At 69.3% G+C, this 16,625-nt stretch carries 14 protein-coding genes; 8 read left to right on the top strand and 6 right to left on the bottom strand.

Translation table 11 applies throughout. From position 1 onward, the window contains the following. Window positions 1-7: 7 nt before the first annotated feature. The 3 genes from AB0I43_RS34925 to AB0I43_RS34915 form a co-directional block, all read right to left on the bottom strand. Window positions 8-610 carry a sortase gene (locus tag AB0I43_RS34925; protein WP_356975889.1) on the bottom strand — a complete coding sequence of 201 codons (603 nt, stop codon included), beginning with the start codon at window positions 608-610 and terminating at the stop codon, window positions 8-10. Further along, on the bottom strand, window positions 603-2,255 hold the full coding sequence (locus tag AB0I43_RS34920) for a hypothetical protein (protein ID WP_356975888.1): 1,653 nt from the start codon (window positions 2,253-2,255) through the stop codon (window positions 603-605). The genes AB0I43_RS34925 and AB0I43_RS34920 overlap by 8 nt, the downstream gene beginning before the upstream one ends. Before the next feature lie 166 nt (window positions 2,256-2,421). Beyond that, window positions 2,422-3,270, bottom strand: a complete 849-nt coding sequence (locus AB0I43_RS34915) for a helix-turn-helix transcriptional regulator (RefSeq protein ID WP_356975886.1) — start codon at window positions 3,268-3,270, stop codon at window positions 2,422-2,424. Between the two features lie 101 nt (window positions 3,271-3,371). Between AB0I43_RS34915 and AB0I43_RS34910 the strand changes: the two genes are divergently transcribed. Then, a complete protein-coding gene (locus AB0I43_RS34910) occupies window positions 3,372-3,911 on the top strand; it encodes a YceI family protein (protein WP_356975884.1) in 540 nt (179 codons plus the stop codon). Between the two features lie 101 nt (window positions 3,912-4,012). Continuing rightward, entirely contained in the window at window positions 4,013-4,240 is a 228-nt protein-coding gene (locus AB0I43_RS34905; RefSeq protein ID WP_356975883.1) for a DUF3107 domain-containing protein, read from the top strand. Between the two features lie 70 nt (window positions 4,241-4,310). Here AB0I43_RS34905 and AB0I43_RS34900 read toward each other — a convergent pair whose 3' ends face one another. Then, the gene (locus AB0I43_RS34900; RefSeq protein WP_356975881.1) at window positions 4,311-5,003 is read right to left on the bottom strand and encodes a TetR/AcrR family transcriptional regulator; all 693 of its coding nucleotides are present in this window, start codon (window positions 5,001-5,003) and stop codon (window positions 4,311-4,313) included. Between the two features lie 314 nt (window positions 5,004-5,317). On the opposite strand from AB0I43_RS34900, the gene AB0I43_RS34895 reads away from it, so the two are divergent. From AB0I43_RS34895 to AB0I43_RS34885, 3 genes are all read left to right on the top strand, one after another. Continuing rightward, a complete protein-coding gene (locus AB0I43_RS34895; RefSeq protein WP_356975879.1) occupies window positions 5,318-6,322 on the top strand; it encodes a DUF3152 domain-containing protein in 1,005 nt (334 codons plus the stop codon). 114 nt (window positions 6,323-6,436) lie between these two features. Further along, window positions 6,437-7,621 (top strand): adenylyltransferase/sulfurtransferase MoeZ, encoded by a 1,185-nt coding sequence (moeZ, locus tag AB0I43_RS34890; protein WP_356975878.1) that lies wholly within the window; start codon window positions 6,437-6,439, stop codon window positions 7,619-7,621. Window positions 7,622-7,675: 54 nt separating this feature from the next. Continuing rightward, window positions 7,676-8,527: a TIGR02569 family protein gene (locus tag AB0I43_RS34885; protein WP_356975876.1), complete on the top strand. Its 852-nt coding sequence runs from the start codon at window positions 7,676-7,678 to the stop codon at window positions 8,525-8,527. A 76-nt stretch (window positions 8,528-8,603) separates the two neighbouring features. Here AB0I43_RS34885 and AB0I43_RS34880 read toward each other — a convergent pair whose 3' ends face one another. After that, a complete protein-coding gene (locus AB0I43_RS34880) occupies window positions 8,604-10,079 on the bottom strand; it encodes an MFS transporter (protein WP_356975874.1) in 1,476 nt (491 codons plus the stop codon). 197 nt (window positions 10,080-10,276) lie between these two features. Continuing rightward, window positions 10,277-10,948: a FadR/GntR family transcriptional regulator gene (locus tag AB0I43_RS34875; protein WP_356975872.1), complete on the bottom strand. Its 672-nt coding sequence runs from the start codon at window positions 10,946-10,948 to the stop codon at window positions 10,277-10,279. Between the two features lie 182 nt (window positions 10,949-11,130). Between AB0I43_RS34875 and AB0I43_RS34870 the strand changes: the two genes are divergently transcribed. From AB0I43_RS34870 to nirB, 3 genes are all read left to right on the top strand, one after another. Next, complete coding sequence (locus AB0I43_RS34870) at window positions 11,131-12,303, top strand: MFS transporter (protein ID WP_356976187.1); 1,173 nt, start codon at window positions 11,131-11,133, stop codon at window positions 12,301-12,303. 248 nt (window positions 12,304-12,551) lie between these two features. Next, window positions 12,552-14,000, top strand: a complete 1,449-nt coding sequence (locus AB0I43_RS34865) for a nitrate/nitrite transporter (protein ID WP_356975870.1) — start codon at window positions 12,552-12,554, stop codon at window positions 13,998-14,000. Window positions 14,001-14,029: 29 nt separating this feature from the next. Beyond that, window positions 14,030-16,567 carry a nitrite reductase large subunit NirB gene (gene nirB / locus AB0I43_RS34860; protein ID WP_356975868.1) on the top strand — a complete coding sequence of 846 codons (2,538 nt, stop codon included), beginning with the start codon at window positions 14,030-14,032 and terminating at the stop codon, window positions 16,565-16,567. The last annotated feature ends 58 nt before the right edge of the window (window positions 16,568-16,625 follow it).

Raw genomic sequence — 16,625 nt, 5'->3', positions numbered from 1 at the left:
TTCCGAATCAGCCCGGCGGCTGGGCCAATTGCGCGATCACGAGATAGTTGTTGTCGGTGGGTTCGCCGTCGACGACATCGCAGTTCGCGAGAATCAACCGGCCCGGCACCGCTTTTCGCAGCTCGTTGTCGCTGAGCAGCGCGCCCTTCCGTAGCGGCCCGGCGCTCTGCACCGTGTACTCCAGCACGCCGTTGGGCGTGCGCAGCAGGACCCGGTCGCCGGGGCGCACCACCCGCAACGCCCGGAAGGGCGCGGCGCGTTTCGAATAGTTGTGGCCGGCCACCAGCACGGTCTGCTCGGTTTCCGTTCCGGGAACGCCACTTTCGCCCCACCACACCGGCAACTCGTTCACCGGATTCAGCTGCTGCCCGCTCGCCCCGCCGCGCATCAGCTTCTCGGGGTACAGCGGGCTGCTCAGGTAGGTCTCGCCGGTGGCGGCACGCAATTCGATCGCGGTCGGCTCGGCGGGCGCGACCACCGTGCCCGCCGGGGTGGCATCGGCGAGCTGCGCCGGGACCGGCGCGCGGTCCGGGGGCGGCAGGGACACCTCGTCCGTGCCGCACCCGGCCAGCGCGGCGGCCAGGACCGCGATCAGCAGCCAGTTACGCATGGCCGCGCTTGCGGCGGATCACCACGGTGGCGGCGGTGGCGGCCGCGGCCGCGCCGAGCACGCCGGCGCCGATCAGCACGGCGATCGGCAACTCCGAGTCGCCGGCGGGGGAGTCGCCGAGCGCGAGATCCACCGGCGGCAGGCCGCCGGCCAGCGTCTCGCCACCGTTGCCGTCCGCCCGGAAGTAGTCGACGACCTCGAACTCACCCGCGCCGTTGAAGACGCCGACCAGCTTCAGCCCTGTCTCGCCGACGACCACCAGGGTCTCGCTGAGCTTGGTGATGTCAATGCCGGTGAACAGCTGACCGCCCAGATTGAGGGTCGCGACCAGGGCAACCCCGGCGGCGATCGCCGCCTCGAGCTGCGCCTTGAAATCGGTCTGCGCCTGCAGCGCCGCGGTGAGCGCCAGCTGCGCGGCGTCCAGCTTCAGCTGCCACTGCGAGACCAGCGCCGCCGCGGCGTCCGCGTCGAGCTTGGCCTGCAGGGCCAGGGCGGCGTCGGCCGCGCCCTGCAATTTCAGCGACGAATCCAGCGCCGCCTGGGCGGCGAGCTTCAGCTCACCGAGCTTGGCCGTGGCACCGGCCAGCACGGCCTGAGCGGTGGTGACCTCGGTGCTGAGCTTGGTGGCCAGCGCGACGCTCGCCTGCGCCGCGGCCTGCGCGGCGGTCTTGGCCAGGGCCAGCTGCGCCGCGAGCGCGGCGTCGACGGAAGCCTGTGCGGCAGCGGCCAATTGGGCCGCGGCGGCGGCGTCGACCTGGGCCTTGGCGGCCAGTTCGGCGGCGGCGGTGGCCTCCAGGCGGGCCTGCGCGGCGGCTTCCAGCTTGGCCGAGGCCTCCGCGCCGGCGGCGGCCGAAGCTTGCGCTTCCAGGGCGGCGGCCTTGTCGGCGGCCGCCTTCGCGGCGGCGGCCGCGTCCTCGGCGGCCTTCTTGGCCGCGGCCGCGGCTGTCTGCGCCGCCGCGGCGTCCACCTTCGCCCGCGCGGTGGTCTGCGTGGCGAGGACGAGATCCTGATCGGCCTGCGCGGACGCGGCCGCCGCGTGCGAGGCGTCCACCTTGGCCTGCGTCGACACGACCGCGGCCTGCGCGGCCGCATCGCCGGACGTGGCGGCCGCCACCGCGGCGGCGTGCTCCTGCTCGGCGCTCGCCGTGGCCCCGGCGGCGGCGTTCACCGCGAGCGAGGCCTGTGCACGGGCGTTCACCTCGGCCTCGGTCAGCGCCGCGGGATCGAGCTGGGGCGCGGTGATCACGGTCGTGGGCAGCTCGACCTGCGGGACCTGCACGGTGGGCAGGATCGTGGCCCCCGGCGGCAGCTGCGCCGCCGGGACTTGCACCGTCGCGCCGGGCACCGACACGTTCGGCGCCGGGACGGCGACGCTGGGCATCGACACGCTCGGTGCGGGGAGGTTCGCACCCGGCACCTGCACCGCCGGCACCTGGATATCCGGGGTGGGGACGTTCAGCTTCACGCCGGGGGCGGGCGCGCTCGTCGTTGGCGCGGCCGTGTCCGCGCCGGGCTCCGGCGCGGTGGTGCTCGTGGCGGGCTCGGCCGCCGCGAGCGGCCCGGAAACCGTGGCGGCCAATGCCACTACGGCGCCGGCGGCGGCCAGCCGCGCGAGTCGAGACATGGCGATAGAACGCTCCGACATCAGGTGTGACCCTCTCACTACGTTTGCTTCCGGCGCCGGGAAGCGGGGGTCACCCTTGCCCCGACAACGTCGGGCAACCGGTACGCAATCGCGCCGTGCAGGCGACTTGTCCAGCGCCTGCACCCATGTCGTCACACAGCGAACAGTTGTTACCGGGTTCTTACGATCAATCTCCGGAGACCAGGCGCAGCCCGCGCGCGCCGCTCTCGACCTTGTCGGTCAGCCACACGACGATGCTCTGGTCCCGGTCCGCGGACAGCATCTCGAACGGCACCGCGACGGGCCCGTGTTCGGGATGATCGAAATGCAGCGTGCCCGAGGCGTCTTCGCCGGGGCGATGCGACTTCCAGCGCTTGGCGAATTCCGGCTCCCGGCGCAGCGCGTCGATCGTTGCCCGCAACGTGTCGTCGGCGGGCCAGCGGGATTTCGCGCGGTGCAGCGCGGCCACGAAATGATCGGCGGCCGCCGACCAATCCCGAATTACGTTGCGCGCGTTCGGATTCATGAAAGTGAACCAGGCCAGATTGGGGGCGTGCTCGTCGTCGAGTAAACCGAGCGGCGTGACGAATTCCGCCCACGCCGAATTCCAGCCCAGCACATTCAATCGACGCCCGACCACGAAAGCGGGCGTGGGATTCAACGACCGCAGAATGAGCTCGATGGTGTCCGGCAGTTGCTCCTGCGGCGAGCTGGCGCCCGGGCACAGCGCGCCGTCCTCGCTGCAGGCCGCAGTGGTGCCGGAGGCCAGGGCCAGCATGGAGAAGTGCCGCCGATCGGTCTCGTCGAGCAGCAGGGCGTCGGCCAGCGCGCTGAGCACGGCCGCCGACGGATTGCGGTCGCGGCCCTGTTCCAGCCGGGACAGATAATCGACGCTGACGCCGGCGCGCACGGCGACCTCCTCGCGGCGCAGCCCGGGGGTGCGGCGACGGCCACCGGCGGGCAACCCGACATCGGCCGGTCGCAGTTCGTTGCGCCGGGCGATCAGGAAATCCGCGAACAACGTCTCCTCAGCCACCACTCCATGGTGCCCTGTCCGCCGAGCTTTATCCTGGCCCTGGCAGAGCCCGGATAACGGCGGTCTGGCTAGGCACCAGCGCCGACGCGATCGTGGTTGCCATGACTACTTCGGAAACCACGAGCACGCTCAAGGCCGGCTCCTGGCCCCTGGACGCCGCGCACTCCTCGGTCGCCTTCACCATTCGCCACCTCGGCATTTCCAAGGTCCGCGGCACCTTCGAGAAGTTCGAGACCGAATTCGTGGTCGACGAATCGGGCGCCGCCACGCTGGGCGCCACCATCTACCTGGACTCCTTCGAGACCGGCAACGCCGACCGTGACGCGCACGTCCGCAACGCCGACTTCCTCGACGTCGCCAACCGGCCCACCCTGACCTTCCGCGCGCTCGCGCCGGTGCAGATCACCGAGGAATTCACCGTGCAGGGCGAGGCCACCCTCGGCCAGATCACCAAGCCGATCACCCTCGACGTGGAGTGGGGCGGCGTAGCGCCGTTCTCGAACCCGGAGGACCGGCACGCGGGTTTCTCCGCCACCGGCACCATCAAGCGCACCGACTTCGGCGTCGGCGGCCCGCTGCCGGGCATGCTCAGCGACACCGTGAAGGTCGAACTCGAGATCCAGCTGATCGAGCCCAAGTAGGGGATTGTTCGCTGTCAGCGCAGGCAGGCTGCTGCCCTCGCGCACAGGCCCTGCACTAGCCTGGATTCGACAGCACAGGACACTAGGTTCGGAGGTTGGCCGTGGAGGTCAAGATCGGTATTTCGGATAGCCCGCGCGAGCTCATCATCAACAGCTCGCAGACGGCCGATGAGGTCGAGGCGCTGGTGTCCGGTGCGCTGAGCGGCGACGGCGGCATCGTGTCGCTGACCGACGACAAGGGGCGCAAGTTCCTGATCCAGGCCGCGAAGGTCTCCTACGTGGAGATCGGCACCCCGGCCAGCGGCCGCGTCGGCTTCGCCACGGTCTGAGCCTTCCGAAACACGACCGAGCCCCTGCCTCCGCGAGGAGGACAGGGGCTCGGTCGTTGGATAGGGGGGATCAGCTGCCGCCGAGGCTGCGCGGCACCCCGTCGATCGGGTGCAGCGGCACGTGCGACAGGCCACCCCAGGCCAGCGTGACGGTGGTGTCGATGGCGTCGTCCTTGGGGATCGGCCGATCGGCTTCCAGCCAGTAGCGGGCGGTGGTCTGGCTCGCCCCGACCAGGCCGACCGCGAGGATGCGGGCGCGGTAGGGATCCAGGCCGGAGTCGTGCGCGACCAGATCGAAGACCGCGTCGACACAGGCCTCGGTGGCCTGCTCGACCCGGCGCTGCACCTGCGGCTCGGAGGTCAGGTCGGACTCGAAAACCAGTCGGAAACCTTGCATCTCGTTGTCGACGAAGTCGAAGTACGCCGCCACCGCGGCGCGCACGCGCTGCTTGTTGTCGGTGGTGGAGCGCAGCGCCTGGCGCACGCTGGAGACCAGCATGTCGACGTAGTTCTGCAGCACCGCGAGATACAGCTCGAGTTTGCTGGTGAAGTGCTGGTAGAGGACCGGCTTGCTGACCCCGGCGCACTGGGAGATCTCGTCCATGCCCGCGGCGTGGTAGCCGCGCAGCACGAAAACCTCGCTCGCCGCATGGAGTAGCTGCTGTCGCCGTTCATCCCGGGGCAGCCTGGTCCCGCGTTTCGCAGGTGCCATGGCCTCGGACGATGATCTACGGGACGGCATCCGGTCCACGAGGTCGGTCATTTTCGGCTCTCCCAGTCGAAGCCCCGGCGGAAGGGGTGGTGCACCGGGTATCCCATGAACGATACCCGGTCGCAGGTCACAGTTGGCGGCGGGTTCGTCAAGACGACCCCGCGGATGAGATATCGCACAGCGAACCTCTGACTTATCTCGTAGCGAGTCTTTCGTACTCGCGGCGAGGCCCACTTGTCCACTGTGAGAGTCTGTTAGCCGTGACCGACCGAACGGAAACTCCGTCCGGAGGCGGGCGTGACGCGCACCGTCCCGGCTCTGTCACGTCTACTTCGGCACCGGAATCGCGGCGTGATCGCGACGGTGTGGAGATCTACGACCCCCTCGGGCTCTACTCGACCGGGGAAACGGACCAGACGGACCGCTCGCATCAGCCGCTGCGGGCCCGCTGGGATCCCACCGCGCCCGAGGGCGGCAAGGACCGCGCGCACCGTCCGGGCCGGGTGGTGAAGAAGCAGAGCCGGCTCGGCCGTTTCGTCTCCACCTACGGCTGGCGGGCCTACGCGCTGCCGGTGCTGGTCGTGGTCACCGTGCTGGTCGTGGTGGACGCCGTGCGCGGCGGCACCGACGTGGTCGGCGCCGGCGCCCCGGGCTTCGGCGCGCTGAGCCCGCGCGCGGCGTCGGCGGGCATCATCGGGGCGCCACCGGGCGACGGCCAGTTCCCCACCGACCTGCCCACCGGAGCGCTACCCCAGGGCGGCGCCTTCACCGACGCGGGCGCGGGCACCTGGCGGGTGGTGCCGGGCACCGCCGAGATCGGCCTGGACGCCGCGAGCGTGTTCACCTACACCGTGGAGATCGAGGACGGCATCGACACCTCCGGCATCGGCGGGGACGTCGCGGTCGCGAAGATGGTCGACTCCACCCTCGGCAATCCGAAGAGCTGGTCGCACGACAAGCAGTTCGGCTTCCGCCGCATCGACCAGGGCAAGCCGGATTTCCGGGTCTCGCTGACCTCGCGCCAGACCACCCGCAAGTCCTGCGGATTCGACATCCCGATCGACTCGTCCTGCTACAACGCCGACGCCGGGCGGGTGCTGCTCTCCGAGGTGCGCTGGGTGCGCGGCGCGCTCGCGTTCGAGGGCGACATCGGCTCCTACCGGCAGTACCAGATCAACCACGAGGTCGGCCACGCCATCGGCTACCACCAGCACCAGCCCTGCGAGACCGACGGCGGCCTGGCGCCGATCATGATGCAGCAGACCTTCGGCACCAAGAACAACGACATCGCCGCGCTCGACCCGTTCGGCGTGGTGCCGATGGACGGCAAGCGCTGCCGCTTCAACCCCTGGCCGTATCCGCGGGGCTGACCCCGCTGTGGTGCTGGGACGCGGGTACGGGACGATGGAGTGGGAAGAACGGCCCGGCTCCAGGCGTTGCACACGCTGAGCCACGAGGCCCACCGATTCGAGGAGAGTCCGGACGTGTCATCAGCAAAGTCCCTGCCGCCGCTGGTCGAGCCGGCCGCGGAGCTGACCCGTGACGAGGTCGCCCGCTACAGCCGTCACCTGATCATCCCGGATCTCGGGATGGACGGGCAGAAACGGCTGAAGAACGCCAAGGTGCTGGTGATCGGCGCCGGTGGCCTCGGTTCGCCCGCGCTGCTGTACCTGGCCGCCGCCGGTGTCGGCACGCTCGGCATCGTCGAGTTCGACGAGGTCGACGCCTCCAACCTGCAGCGCCAGATCATCCACGGCGAGTCCGACATCGGCCGCTCCAAGGCCGACAGCGCGCGCGATTCGATCCTGGAGATCAACTCCGGCATCACCGTGAACCTGCACAAGATCCGGCTGGAGCCGGACAACGCCGTCGAGCTGTTCGAACAGTACGACCTGATCGTCGACGGCACCGACAACTTCGCCACCCGCTACCTGGTGAACGACGCCGCGGTGCTGGCGCACAAGCCGTACGTGTGGGGTTCGATCTACCGCTTCGAGGGCCAGGTCTCGGTCTTCTGGGAGGACGCCCCCGACGGTCGCGGCCTGAACTACCGCGACCTCTACCCGGAGGCGCCGCCGCCGGGCATGGTCCCCTCTTGCGCCGAGGGCGGCGTGCTGGGCGTGCTGTGCGCGTCCATCGGCTCGATCATGGTGACCGAGGCGATCAAGCTGCTCACCGGCATGGGCGACCCGCTGCTGGGCCGGCTCATGGTCTACGACGCACTGGACATGACCTACCGCACCATCAAGCTGCGCCGGGATCCGGAGCGTCAGCCGATCACCGAGCTGATCGATTACGACGCGTTCTGCGGCGTGGTCTCGGAGGAGGGGCAGGCCGCGGCCGCCGACGCGACCATCACCGCGCGCGAGCTCAAGGAGCTGCTGGACGCGGGCAAGCAGGTCGAGCTGATCGACGTGCGGGAGCCGGTGGAGTGGGACATCGTGCACATCGAGGGCGCGAAGCTGATCCCGAAGGACCGCATCCTCTCCGGTGAGGCGCTCTCGGAGCTGCCGCAGAACCGCCCGATCGTCTTGCACTGCAAGACCGGTATCCGCTCGGCGGAGGCGCTGGCGGCGCTGAAGGCGGCGGGCTTCGCCGACGCCACCCACGTGCAGGGCGGAATTGTGGCCTGGGCCAACCAGGTCGACACTTCCCTGCCGGTTTACTAGCGGCTTGGGCGCGCCACGGGCGCGTCCTACCGGACTCGGCGGTACCGTACGGCCGTGACTTCTGTGGAACCTCCCGAGCACGTGCGCGCCACGTTCGGTCTGCGCGAAGTGACACCGGTTGCGTTGGGAGACTGGGACGGTGGCTGGCGCTGCGGTGACGTGGTGCTCAGCCCGGTGGCCGATCACGCGCGCGCGGCGTGGTCGGCGAAGATCCGCGAGACCTTGAAGGTGGACGGACTGCGGGTGGCCCGGCCCGTGCGCGCCACCGACGGCCGCTACGTCGTCTCCGGCTGGCGCGCCGACACCTATCTGGAGGGCACCCCGGAACCTCGCCACGACGAGGTGGTCTCGGTGTCGCTGCGCCTGCACCAGGCGACGGTGAAGCTGGAACGGCCGCGCTTCCTGGTGCAGCCGCCGGTCGCCCCCTGGGTGGACGTCGATGTCTTCGTCGCCGCCGACCGCGCCGCCTGGGAGCCGGTCCCGCTGCGCAGCCTGCGCGCGGGCGGCACGCTGCCGACCAGTTCGCCGGACGGTCAGCGCAGCATCGAGCTGATCGGCCAGCTCGCCACACTGCGTAAGCCGGTCCAGGCCCAGCCCCAGCTCGTGCACGGTGACCTGTTCGGCACAGTCCTTTTCGCGGGCGTCTTCACCCCGGGGCTGTCCGACATCACCCCGTACTGGCGTCCACCGGCCTGGGCCGCCGGCGTCGTCGTCATCGACGCGCTCGCCTGGGGCGGCGCCGACGACGGCCTGCTCGAGCGCTGGCGCTCCCTGCCCGAGTGGCCCCAGATGCTCTTACGCGCCGTGATGTTCCGCCTCGCCGTGCACGCCCTGCACCCCCGCTCCACCCCCGAAGCCTTCCCCGGCCTGGCCCGCACCGCCGACATGGTCCGCCTGATGCTCTGAGCGCCGATCCCGCACCACTGCCGAATGCCGCACCGAGACAACGAGTCTCGGCGCGGCATTCGGGGTTTTCAGCGGGTCAGACGTTGGCGTAGGCCAGGGAGGGCACCCGCTCGATGGCGAACGAGGAGCGCAGGTAGAAGAACCAGGTGATGCCCGCCATGACCAGGAAGGCGATGGCGTAGGCCCAGAAGGCGGGGTTCATCGAACCGAAGTTGATGTTGGACAGGCGCAGGGCCTGCTGCAGCAGGTAGCCGCCGGAGGCGCCGATCGCGCCGATGACGCCGATCGCCGCGCCCGCTTGGCGTTTCGCGGAGCCGAGGGCCTCGGTGAGTTCCATGCCGTGCTCGGAGGCGTGCTTCTTGGCGACGGCGGAGAAGATGGACGGGATCATGCGGTAGGTGGAGCCGTTGCCGATTCCGGTGAGCACGAACAGCATCAGGAACGCGGCCAGGTAGAGCGGGAAGCTCTTCATCTCCAGCGCCGCCATGATCAACGCCACCGCCACCGACATGCCGCCGAAGACGAACACGGTGATCTTCGCGCCGCCGATCTTGTCGGAGACCCACCCGCCGAACGGGCGGCTGAACGAGCCGACGAACGCGCCGAGGAAGGCGAGGTTGCCCAGGGTGGTGATCCAGCCGATCTTCGCCAGGTCCGGGAAGTTGGCCTTGATCAGGGTGGGGAAGGCGAAGGAGAACCCGATGAAGGATCCGAAGGTGCCGATGTACAGGAACGACATCACCCAGGTGTGCCGGTTGGTCAGCGCGAGCCGGTAGGACTTGCCGTCGGATTTCGCGGTGGCGATGGAATCCATGTACCGCAGCGCGCCGAAGGTGGCGATGAGGACGAACGGCACCCACACCAGGACCGAGAGCGTGATGCCGAACCGGTAGCCCGCGGCGTCCTTGGCGGTCAGATGCGTGCCGAGCGTGATCAGCAGGGGCAGCACCAGCTGGGTCTGCGCCACGCCCAGATTGCCGCCCGCGGCGTTGATGCCCAGCGCCGCACCCTTTTTCCCCTCGGGGAAGAAGAACGAGATGTTGGCCATCGACGAGGAGAAGTTGCCGCCGCCGAACCCGGCCAGCGCCGCCAGCACCAGGAACACCCACATCGGGGTGCCGGGCTGGTTGACGAAGTAGGCGAGCCCGAGGGTGGGGATGAGCAGCATGGCCGCGCTGAACGCGGTGAAGGCGCGCCCGCCGAATTTCGGGATGGCGAAGGTGTAGGGGATGCGCAGGGCCGCGCCGACCAGCGTCGGGGTGGAGGTGAGCAGCAGCGCGTTGCTCACCGCGACCGGGTCACCCTTGCCGAGCCCGGCCAGGAAGTCGAAGCCGGCCAGGCCCATGCTGGTCACCACGGTGCCCCAGATGACCCAGACCGAGAACCCCAGGTTCTCGGCGAACACCGAGAAGATCAGATTCTTGCGGGCGGTCTTGTTGCCGCCGGTTTCCCAGAATGTCGTGTTGTCGGGTTCCCAGTGCTCGAGCCAGCGCCCGCGCTTCTGGTGCTCGAACTCGGTCTGCCGGCCGGTGGCAGCAACTGTGGCAGTCATCGGCTTCCTCTCGATCGCCTCGCTGGTGGGTCGAGTCAAAAGGTAGGAGCCGGTTGTTGCGTCCCCGTGGCCTTCGGTGACGTTCCCGGCAAATCGGACTCACATTGGGGAAACGCTCTCGGTGACCGGTTGGTTACTTGTGTTTCCGGCTGCGGGACCAGTCGGACTTATGTTTGCCGCCCCGATAAAGAAAGTAACTAGCGATCCGGGTATTCGGCGATCAGCGCGGCGAGGAAACAGCGCGCGGCTTGCGCGGCCGCGTCCGGGTCGCCGTCGACGATCGCCTGCACGAGTTCGTTGTGCTCGGCGTCGTAGGAGTCGTCGGCGCGCGAGGTGCGCGAGCGGATGACCTCCTCGATGGTCGGCAGCAGCGAATCGTAGAACTCGAGGTACACCGCGTTGTGGCTGGCGACCACGATGGCGCGATGCAACTCCACGTCGGCGGCGATGGCCGCGTGGTTGTCCTCGTCCCACTTGTTCTCGCTGCGTTCGGCGAGCAGCCTGCGCAGGGTCGCGATGTCGGTGTCATCGCGGCGGCTGGCGGCCAGGGCGGCCGCGTTGGTGTCCAGGGCGAGACGCAGTTCGAGCACATCGCGCTCTTCGGCGTCGGCGAAGTACTTGCCGAGGGTGCCGCCCACCTCGGAGGCGGCGATCACGTAGGTGCCGGAGCCTTGACGCCGCTCCAGCATGCCGGCGTGCACCAGGGCCTGGACGGCCTCGCGCACGGTATTGCGGCCCGTCCCGGTGAGCTCGGTGAGCTCCGGTTCGGTGGGGATTCGTGAGCCGATAGGCCAACGCCCCGAACGTATTTCGGCACGCAGCTGCTCGGTTACCTGGGCAATGAGGCTGGTGCGCCGGACTGGTTGCACCGAAACAGAGTACCGCCCATCACAAATTGTTGCCTCCTATCATCGGGTCATCCTATGATTTCCGGGTGACAGCAACTCTCTCGAAAACCTCCAGCCGCGCCGACATCGCCACCTCCCGCCCCGACCCCAGCCCGGTCGCGGAGCAGGTAGAGGGGCGCCGACGCGGGCTGGTCGAGGGGCGGCTGCTGGTCTTGGCGGCGATCATCGTCTCCGCCCTCACGCTGCGCGTCGCCGTGACCGCCTTCAGCCCGCTCGCCGAGCGGATCGGCGCGGACATCGGCTATTCGACCGCCGTGATCGGCGTCTTCGGCATGGTTCCGGCCGCCATGTTCGCGCTCTCCGGTCTGCTCACCCCGCTGCTGGTGGGCCGGCTCGGACTGGAGCGCACCGCGCTGACGGCCATGCTGCTGGCGGGCGCGGGCATGCTGGTGCGGGCCCTGGTCCCGAACACCGGCGAACTCCTGGTTTTCTCGGCGGTGGCGCTGGCCGGCATGGGTGTCGGCAACGTGGTGATCCCGCCACTGGTCAAGCGCTACTTCTCCGACCGGCTGGCGATCGTCAGCTCGCTGTACATCACCATGGTCCAGCTCGGCACGGTGATCCCGGCGCTGATCGCGGTCCCGGTCGCCGACGCCGCGGGCTGGCGTGTCTCGCTGGGCCTGTGGGCCGCGCTCGGCTTCGCCGCCGCGCTGCCCTGGGTGTGGGTGCTGCGCGCCCGGCGCGGCCACGACCTGGCCGACACCACCGCCCTGCCCGCCGCGGACGAGCCCAAGGGCCAGGTCTGGCGCTCGCCGGTGGCCTGGGGCATGGCCGGCATGTTCGGCATGACCTCGCTGATCACCTATGCCATGTTCGCCTGGCTGCCGCGCATCCTGCAGGACGCCGGCGCCAGCGACGCCTTCGGCGGCACCATGGTCGCGCTGTTCGCACTGGTCGGGCTCTCGGCGGCGTTCACCGCGCCGACGCTGGTGGCCAAGGTGCGCAATCCCTTCCCGTACGTCCTGGCCTTCGCGGCGTGCTTCTTCATCTCCTTCGCCGGACTGCTGATCGCGCCGATGAGCGCCCCGCTGCTGTGGGTGATCCTGCTGGGCCTGGGCCCGAGCACCTTCCCGATGTGCCTGACGCTGATCAACACCCGCACCCGCACCGCGCAGGGTTCGGCCGCGCTGTCCGGTTTCGCGCAGGGCATGGGCTACGCCGTCGCCTGCACGGGCCCGCTGCTGTTCGGCATGCTGCACACCGCCACCGGCGGCTGGGGCGCGCCGTTCGCGATGCTCGTCGTCGCCGTGCTGATCCTGCTGACCGGCGCCTGGCAGGCGTGCAAGCCGCGCATGCTCGAGGACAGCTGGCACTGATCCGGCTCGAGTTGCACGCCGGTGGGTGTGGCCGCATGATGGTGCGCGTCACACCTCACCGGCTTTCGCGTTCGATTTAGGGTCTATTTCACCTGCGGAAACGCTTGTGTCACACCGGCGAAACATTCCGGCGAAACTCACCCCGCCGACCGGAGATTCGTGAGCAACCGTTGATTTAGCGGCAATTCGGGGCGACATTCCGGCAATACCTGTTTCCTACCGTTGGGCTAACCGATTTTGGGAGGCCCTTGTTGAGCACGCTGACGCGTAACCGCAACATCGAGCATTGGGATGCCGAGGATGTCGCCGCCTGGGAAGCCGGCGGCAAGGACATCGCCAAGCGCAACCTGATCTGGTCCGTCGTCGCCGAACACGTCGGCTTCTCGGTCTGGTCCATCTGGTCGGTGATGGTGCTGTTCATGCCCACCGACAAGTACGGCATCGACGCGGCCGGGAAGTTCTTCCTGATGGCCGTGCCCACGCTGACCGGCGCGGTGCTGCGCATTCCCTACACCGTGGCCACCGCCAAGTTCGGCGGCCGCAACTGGACCGTGTTCTCCGCGGCGATGCTGCTCGTCCCGACGCTGCTCACGCTGTACTTCATCAACCAGCCGGGCACCTCGTACACCACGTTCCTGATCGTGGCGGCCTTCGCCGGCTTCGGCGGCGGCAATTTCGCCTCCTCGATGACCAACATCAACGCCTTCTACCCGCAGCGGCTCAAGGGCTGGGCGCTGGGCCTGAACGCGGGTGGCGGCAATATCGGCGTCCCGGTCATCCAGCTGATCGGCCTGCTGGTCATCGCCACCCTGGGCAACGACTACGCCTCGCTGATCTGCGCGATCTACCTGGTCGCGGTGGCGGTCGCGGGCCTGGGCGCCGCGCTCTACATGGACAACCTGACCAACCAGAAGGCCGACCTGTCCTACATGGTCTCGGCGCTGAAGGTGCCGCAGTCCTGGGCGATCGCGTTCCTCTACATCGGCACCTTCGGTTCGTTCATCGGCTACAGCTTCGCCTTCGGCCAGGTGCTGCAGCTCAGCTTCAAGGCCGGCGGCGACACCGCCGTGCAGGCCACGCTGCACGCCGCGCAGATCGCCTTCATCGGCCCGCTGCTGGGTTCGCTGGCCCGGCCCTACGGCGGCAAGTGGGCGGATCGCATCGGCGGCTCCCGGGTCAGCCTCTTCGTGTTCGGCGCGATGATGGTCGCCGCGGTGCTGGTGATCACCGCGAGCTCGCTCGGCGACAGCAACGGCGGCGTGCCCTCCGGTGGGGCCATGATCGCGCTGGTGGTCGGCTTCATCGCCCTGTTCGTGCTCTCGGGCCTGGGCAACGGCGCGGTCACCAAGATCATCCCGTCGGTCTTCGAGGCCAAGTCGCGCGGGCTGGACCTGTCCGAGACCGCGCGCTCGGCCTGGTCGCAGAACTGCTCCGGCGCGCTCATCGGTTTCGTCGGCGCCATCGGCGCGCTCGGCGGCGTCGGCATCAACCTGGTGCTGCGCTCCTCCTATGCCTCCACCAACTCCGCGACCACCGCGTTCTGGGTCTTCCTGGGCTTCTACGTGGCCTGTGCCGCGGTGGTGTGGCTGGTCTTCCTGCGCCGGCCCACCGCCACCGATTCCGACATCGTCGCCGAGGCCGAGGCGCTCGTCCTCGAGGCCGAAAGCGCCTCTTCCAGCTCGTCGGCCCGCGCCTGACACCCGACCCACTCCAGGGAGGACACCTCATGAACAACGAATCCCGCAAGACCGCGGTGGTCGTCGGCCATGGCATGGTCGGGCACCGCTTCGTCGAAGCCCTGCGTGCGCGCGACGACGCCGGCCAGTGGCAGGTCGTCGTGCTCAGCGAGGAAGCCGAGCCCGCCTACGACCGGGTGGGACTGTCCTCCTACGTCGGCGCGTGGGACCCGAAAGAGCTCGCGCTGGCCGGCAACACCTACGACGGCGACCAGCTGGTGCGGCTGCGCCTGGGCGTCAAGGCCGACAGCATCGACCGCGCCGCGCGCAAGGTGACCACCTCCGCCGGCGACGTGCTCGGCTACGACGCCTTGGTGCTGGCCACCGGCTCCTACGCGTTCGTGCCGCCGGTGCCGGGCCACGACGTGCCGGGCTGCTACGTCTACCGCACCCTGGAGGACCTGGACGGCATCCGGGCCACGGCCGAGGCGGCCGGGCCGGGTGCGGTCGGCATCGTGGTCGGCGGCGGTCTGCTCGGATTGGAGGCGGCCAACGCGCTGCGCCTGCTCGGCATGACCCCGCACGTGGTGGAGTTCGCGCCGCGGCTGATGCCGGTCCAGGTCGACGAGGGCGGTGGCGCCATCCTGGAGAAGCTGGTCACCGATCTGGGCCTGCACGTGCACACCGGCGTCGGCACCTCGGCGATCGCGGTCGTGGACGACGCCCCGGTCGCGGAGCGGCTGGAGGTCACCCTGTCCGACGAGACCGCGGTGCGCGCCGCCGTGGTGGTCTTCGCGGCCGGCATCCGCCCGCGCGACGAGATCGCCAAGGCGGCCGGCCTGGAGGTCGGCCCGCGCGGCGGCGTCATCACCGATCTCGGTCTGCGGACCTCGGATCCGAACATCTACGCGGTCGGCGAGGTCGCCGCGATCGAGGGCGTCTGCTACGGCCTGGTGGCGCCCGGCTACACCACCGCCGAGATCGTGGCGGACCGATTGCTCGGCGGCGCGGGGGAATTCCCGGGCGCGGATCTCTCGACCAAGCTGAAGCTGCTCGGCGTGGACGTCGCCAGTTTCGGCGACGCGTTCGGGACCACCGAGGGCGCGCTGTCGGTGGTGCTGCACGACGCCGCCAAGGGCACCTACGCGAAACTCGTCGTCTCCGACGACGCGCAGACGCTGCTCGGCGGCATCCTGGTCGGCGACGCCTCGGCCTACGCGGCGCTGCGCCCGCTGGTCGGCTCGCCGCTGCCCGCCGACCCGGCCGCGCTGATCTCCCCGGCCGGTGCGGAACTCAGCGCCGACGCGCTGCCCGACGACGCCCAGATCTGCTCCTGCAACAACGTTTCCAAGGGCTCGATCTGCGGCGCGATCGCCGAGGGCGCCTGCGACGTGCCGGCCATCAAGAGTTGCACCAACGCCGGAACCTCTTGCGGCGGTTGCGTTCCCATGCTCAAGAAGCTGCTGGAGCAGTCCGGCGTCGAGGTCTCCAAGGCGCTGTGCGAGCACTTCACGCAGTCGCGCGCGGAGCTGTTCCACATCGTGCAGTCCACCGGCATTCGCAAGTTCTCCGAGCTGATCGCCAAGCACGGCAAGGGATCCGGCTGCGACATCTGCAAGCCGACCGTCGCCTCCATCCTGGCTTCCACCTCCAGCGACCACATCCTGGACGGTGAGCAGGCCGCGCTGCAGGACACCAACGATCACTTCCTGGCCAACCTGCAGAAGAACGGCACCTACTCGGTGGTGCCGCGGATGCCCGGCGGCGAGGTCACCGCCGAGCAGCTCATCACCATCGGCGAGGTGGCCAAGGAGTTCGGCCTCTACGTCAAGGTGACCGGCGGTCAGCGCATCGACCTGTTCGGCGCGCGGGTGGAGCAGCTGCCGCTGATCTGGAAGCGCCTGGTCGACGCCGGGATGGAATCCGGGCACGCGTACGGCAAGTCGCTGCGCACGGTGAAGTCCTGCGTCGGCTCGACCTGGTGCCGCTACGGTCAGCAGGATTCGGTCGGCATGGCCGTGCTGCTCGAAAAGCGTTACCGCGGTTTGCGTTCCCCGCACAAGCTGAAGCTGGCGGTCTCGGGTTGCGCCCGCGAGTGCGCGGAGGCGCGCGGCAAGGACGTCGGCGTGATCGCCACCGAGAACGGCTGGAACCTCTATGTCGGCGGCAACGGCGGTCTCACGCCCAAGCACGCCGTGCTGCTGGCCGGGGAGCTCGACGACGAGACGCTGATCCGCTACATCGACCGCTACCTGATGTTCTACATCCGCACCGCCGATCGTTTGCAGCGCACCGCTCCGTGGCAGGAGGCGCTGGAGGGCGGCCTGGATTACCTGAAGCAGGTCGTCTGCGAGGACAGCCTCGGCATCGCCGCGGATCTGGAGGCGGCCATGGCTCAGCACGTCGACGGCTACCGCGACGAATGGGCCGCGGTGCTCGACGACGAAGCCAAGCTGTCGCGCTTCGTGTCCTTCGTCAACGCCCCGGAGGAGGCCGATCCGACCATCTCCTTCGACGACAGCGGCGAGCGGATGGTGCCCGTGCTGTTGGGTACGCCACAATTCCCGGCTGCTACGCCCGGGAAATGACGACTTAACCGCATAGAAACAGGACGCCGGTACCAATGGGTAAGGCGTTTGGAGGATG

This window comes from Nocardia sp. NPDC050435, assembly GCF_040655395.1.
Classification (GTDB): domain Bacteria; phylum Actinomycetota; class Actinomycetes; order Mycobacteriales; family Mycobacteriaceae; genus Nocardia.
This window is presented reverse-complemented; position numbering and strand designations above follow the sequence as displayed.

Bases quoted from the DNA above. Each gene is read 5' to 3' on its own strand.
- AB0I43_RS34925 (WP_356975889.1), bottom strand. From the start codon at position 610: ATGCGTAACTGGCTGCTGATCGCGGTCCTGGCCGCCGCGCTGGCCGGG.
- AB0I43_RS34910 (WP_356975884.1), top strand. From the start codon at position 3,372: ATGACTACTTCGGAAACCACGAGCACGCTCAAGGCCGGCTCCTGGCCC.
- AB0I43_RS34900 (WP_356975881.1), bottom strand. From the start codon at position 5,003: ATGACCGACCTCGTGGACCGGATGCCGTCCCGTAGATCATCGTCCGAG.
- nirB (WP_356975868.1), top strand. From the start codon at position 14,030: ATGAACAACGAATCCCGCAAGACCGCGGTGGTCGTCGGCCATGGCATG.
- AB0I43_RS34880 (WP_356975874.1), bottom strand. From the start codon at position 10,079: ATGACTGCCACAGTTGCTGCCACCGGCCGGCAGACCGAGTTCGAGCAC.
- AB0I43_RS34920 (WP_356975888.1), bottom strand. From the start codon at position 2,255: ATGTCGGAGCGTTCTATCGCCATGTCTCGACTCGCGCGGCTGGCCGCC.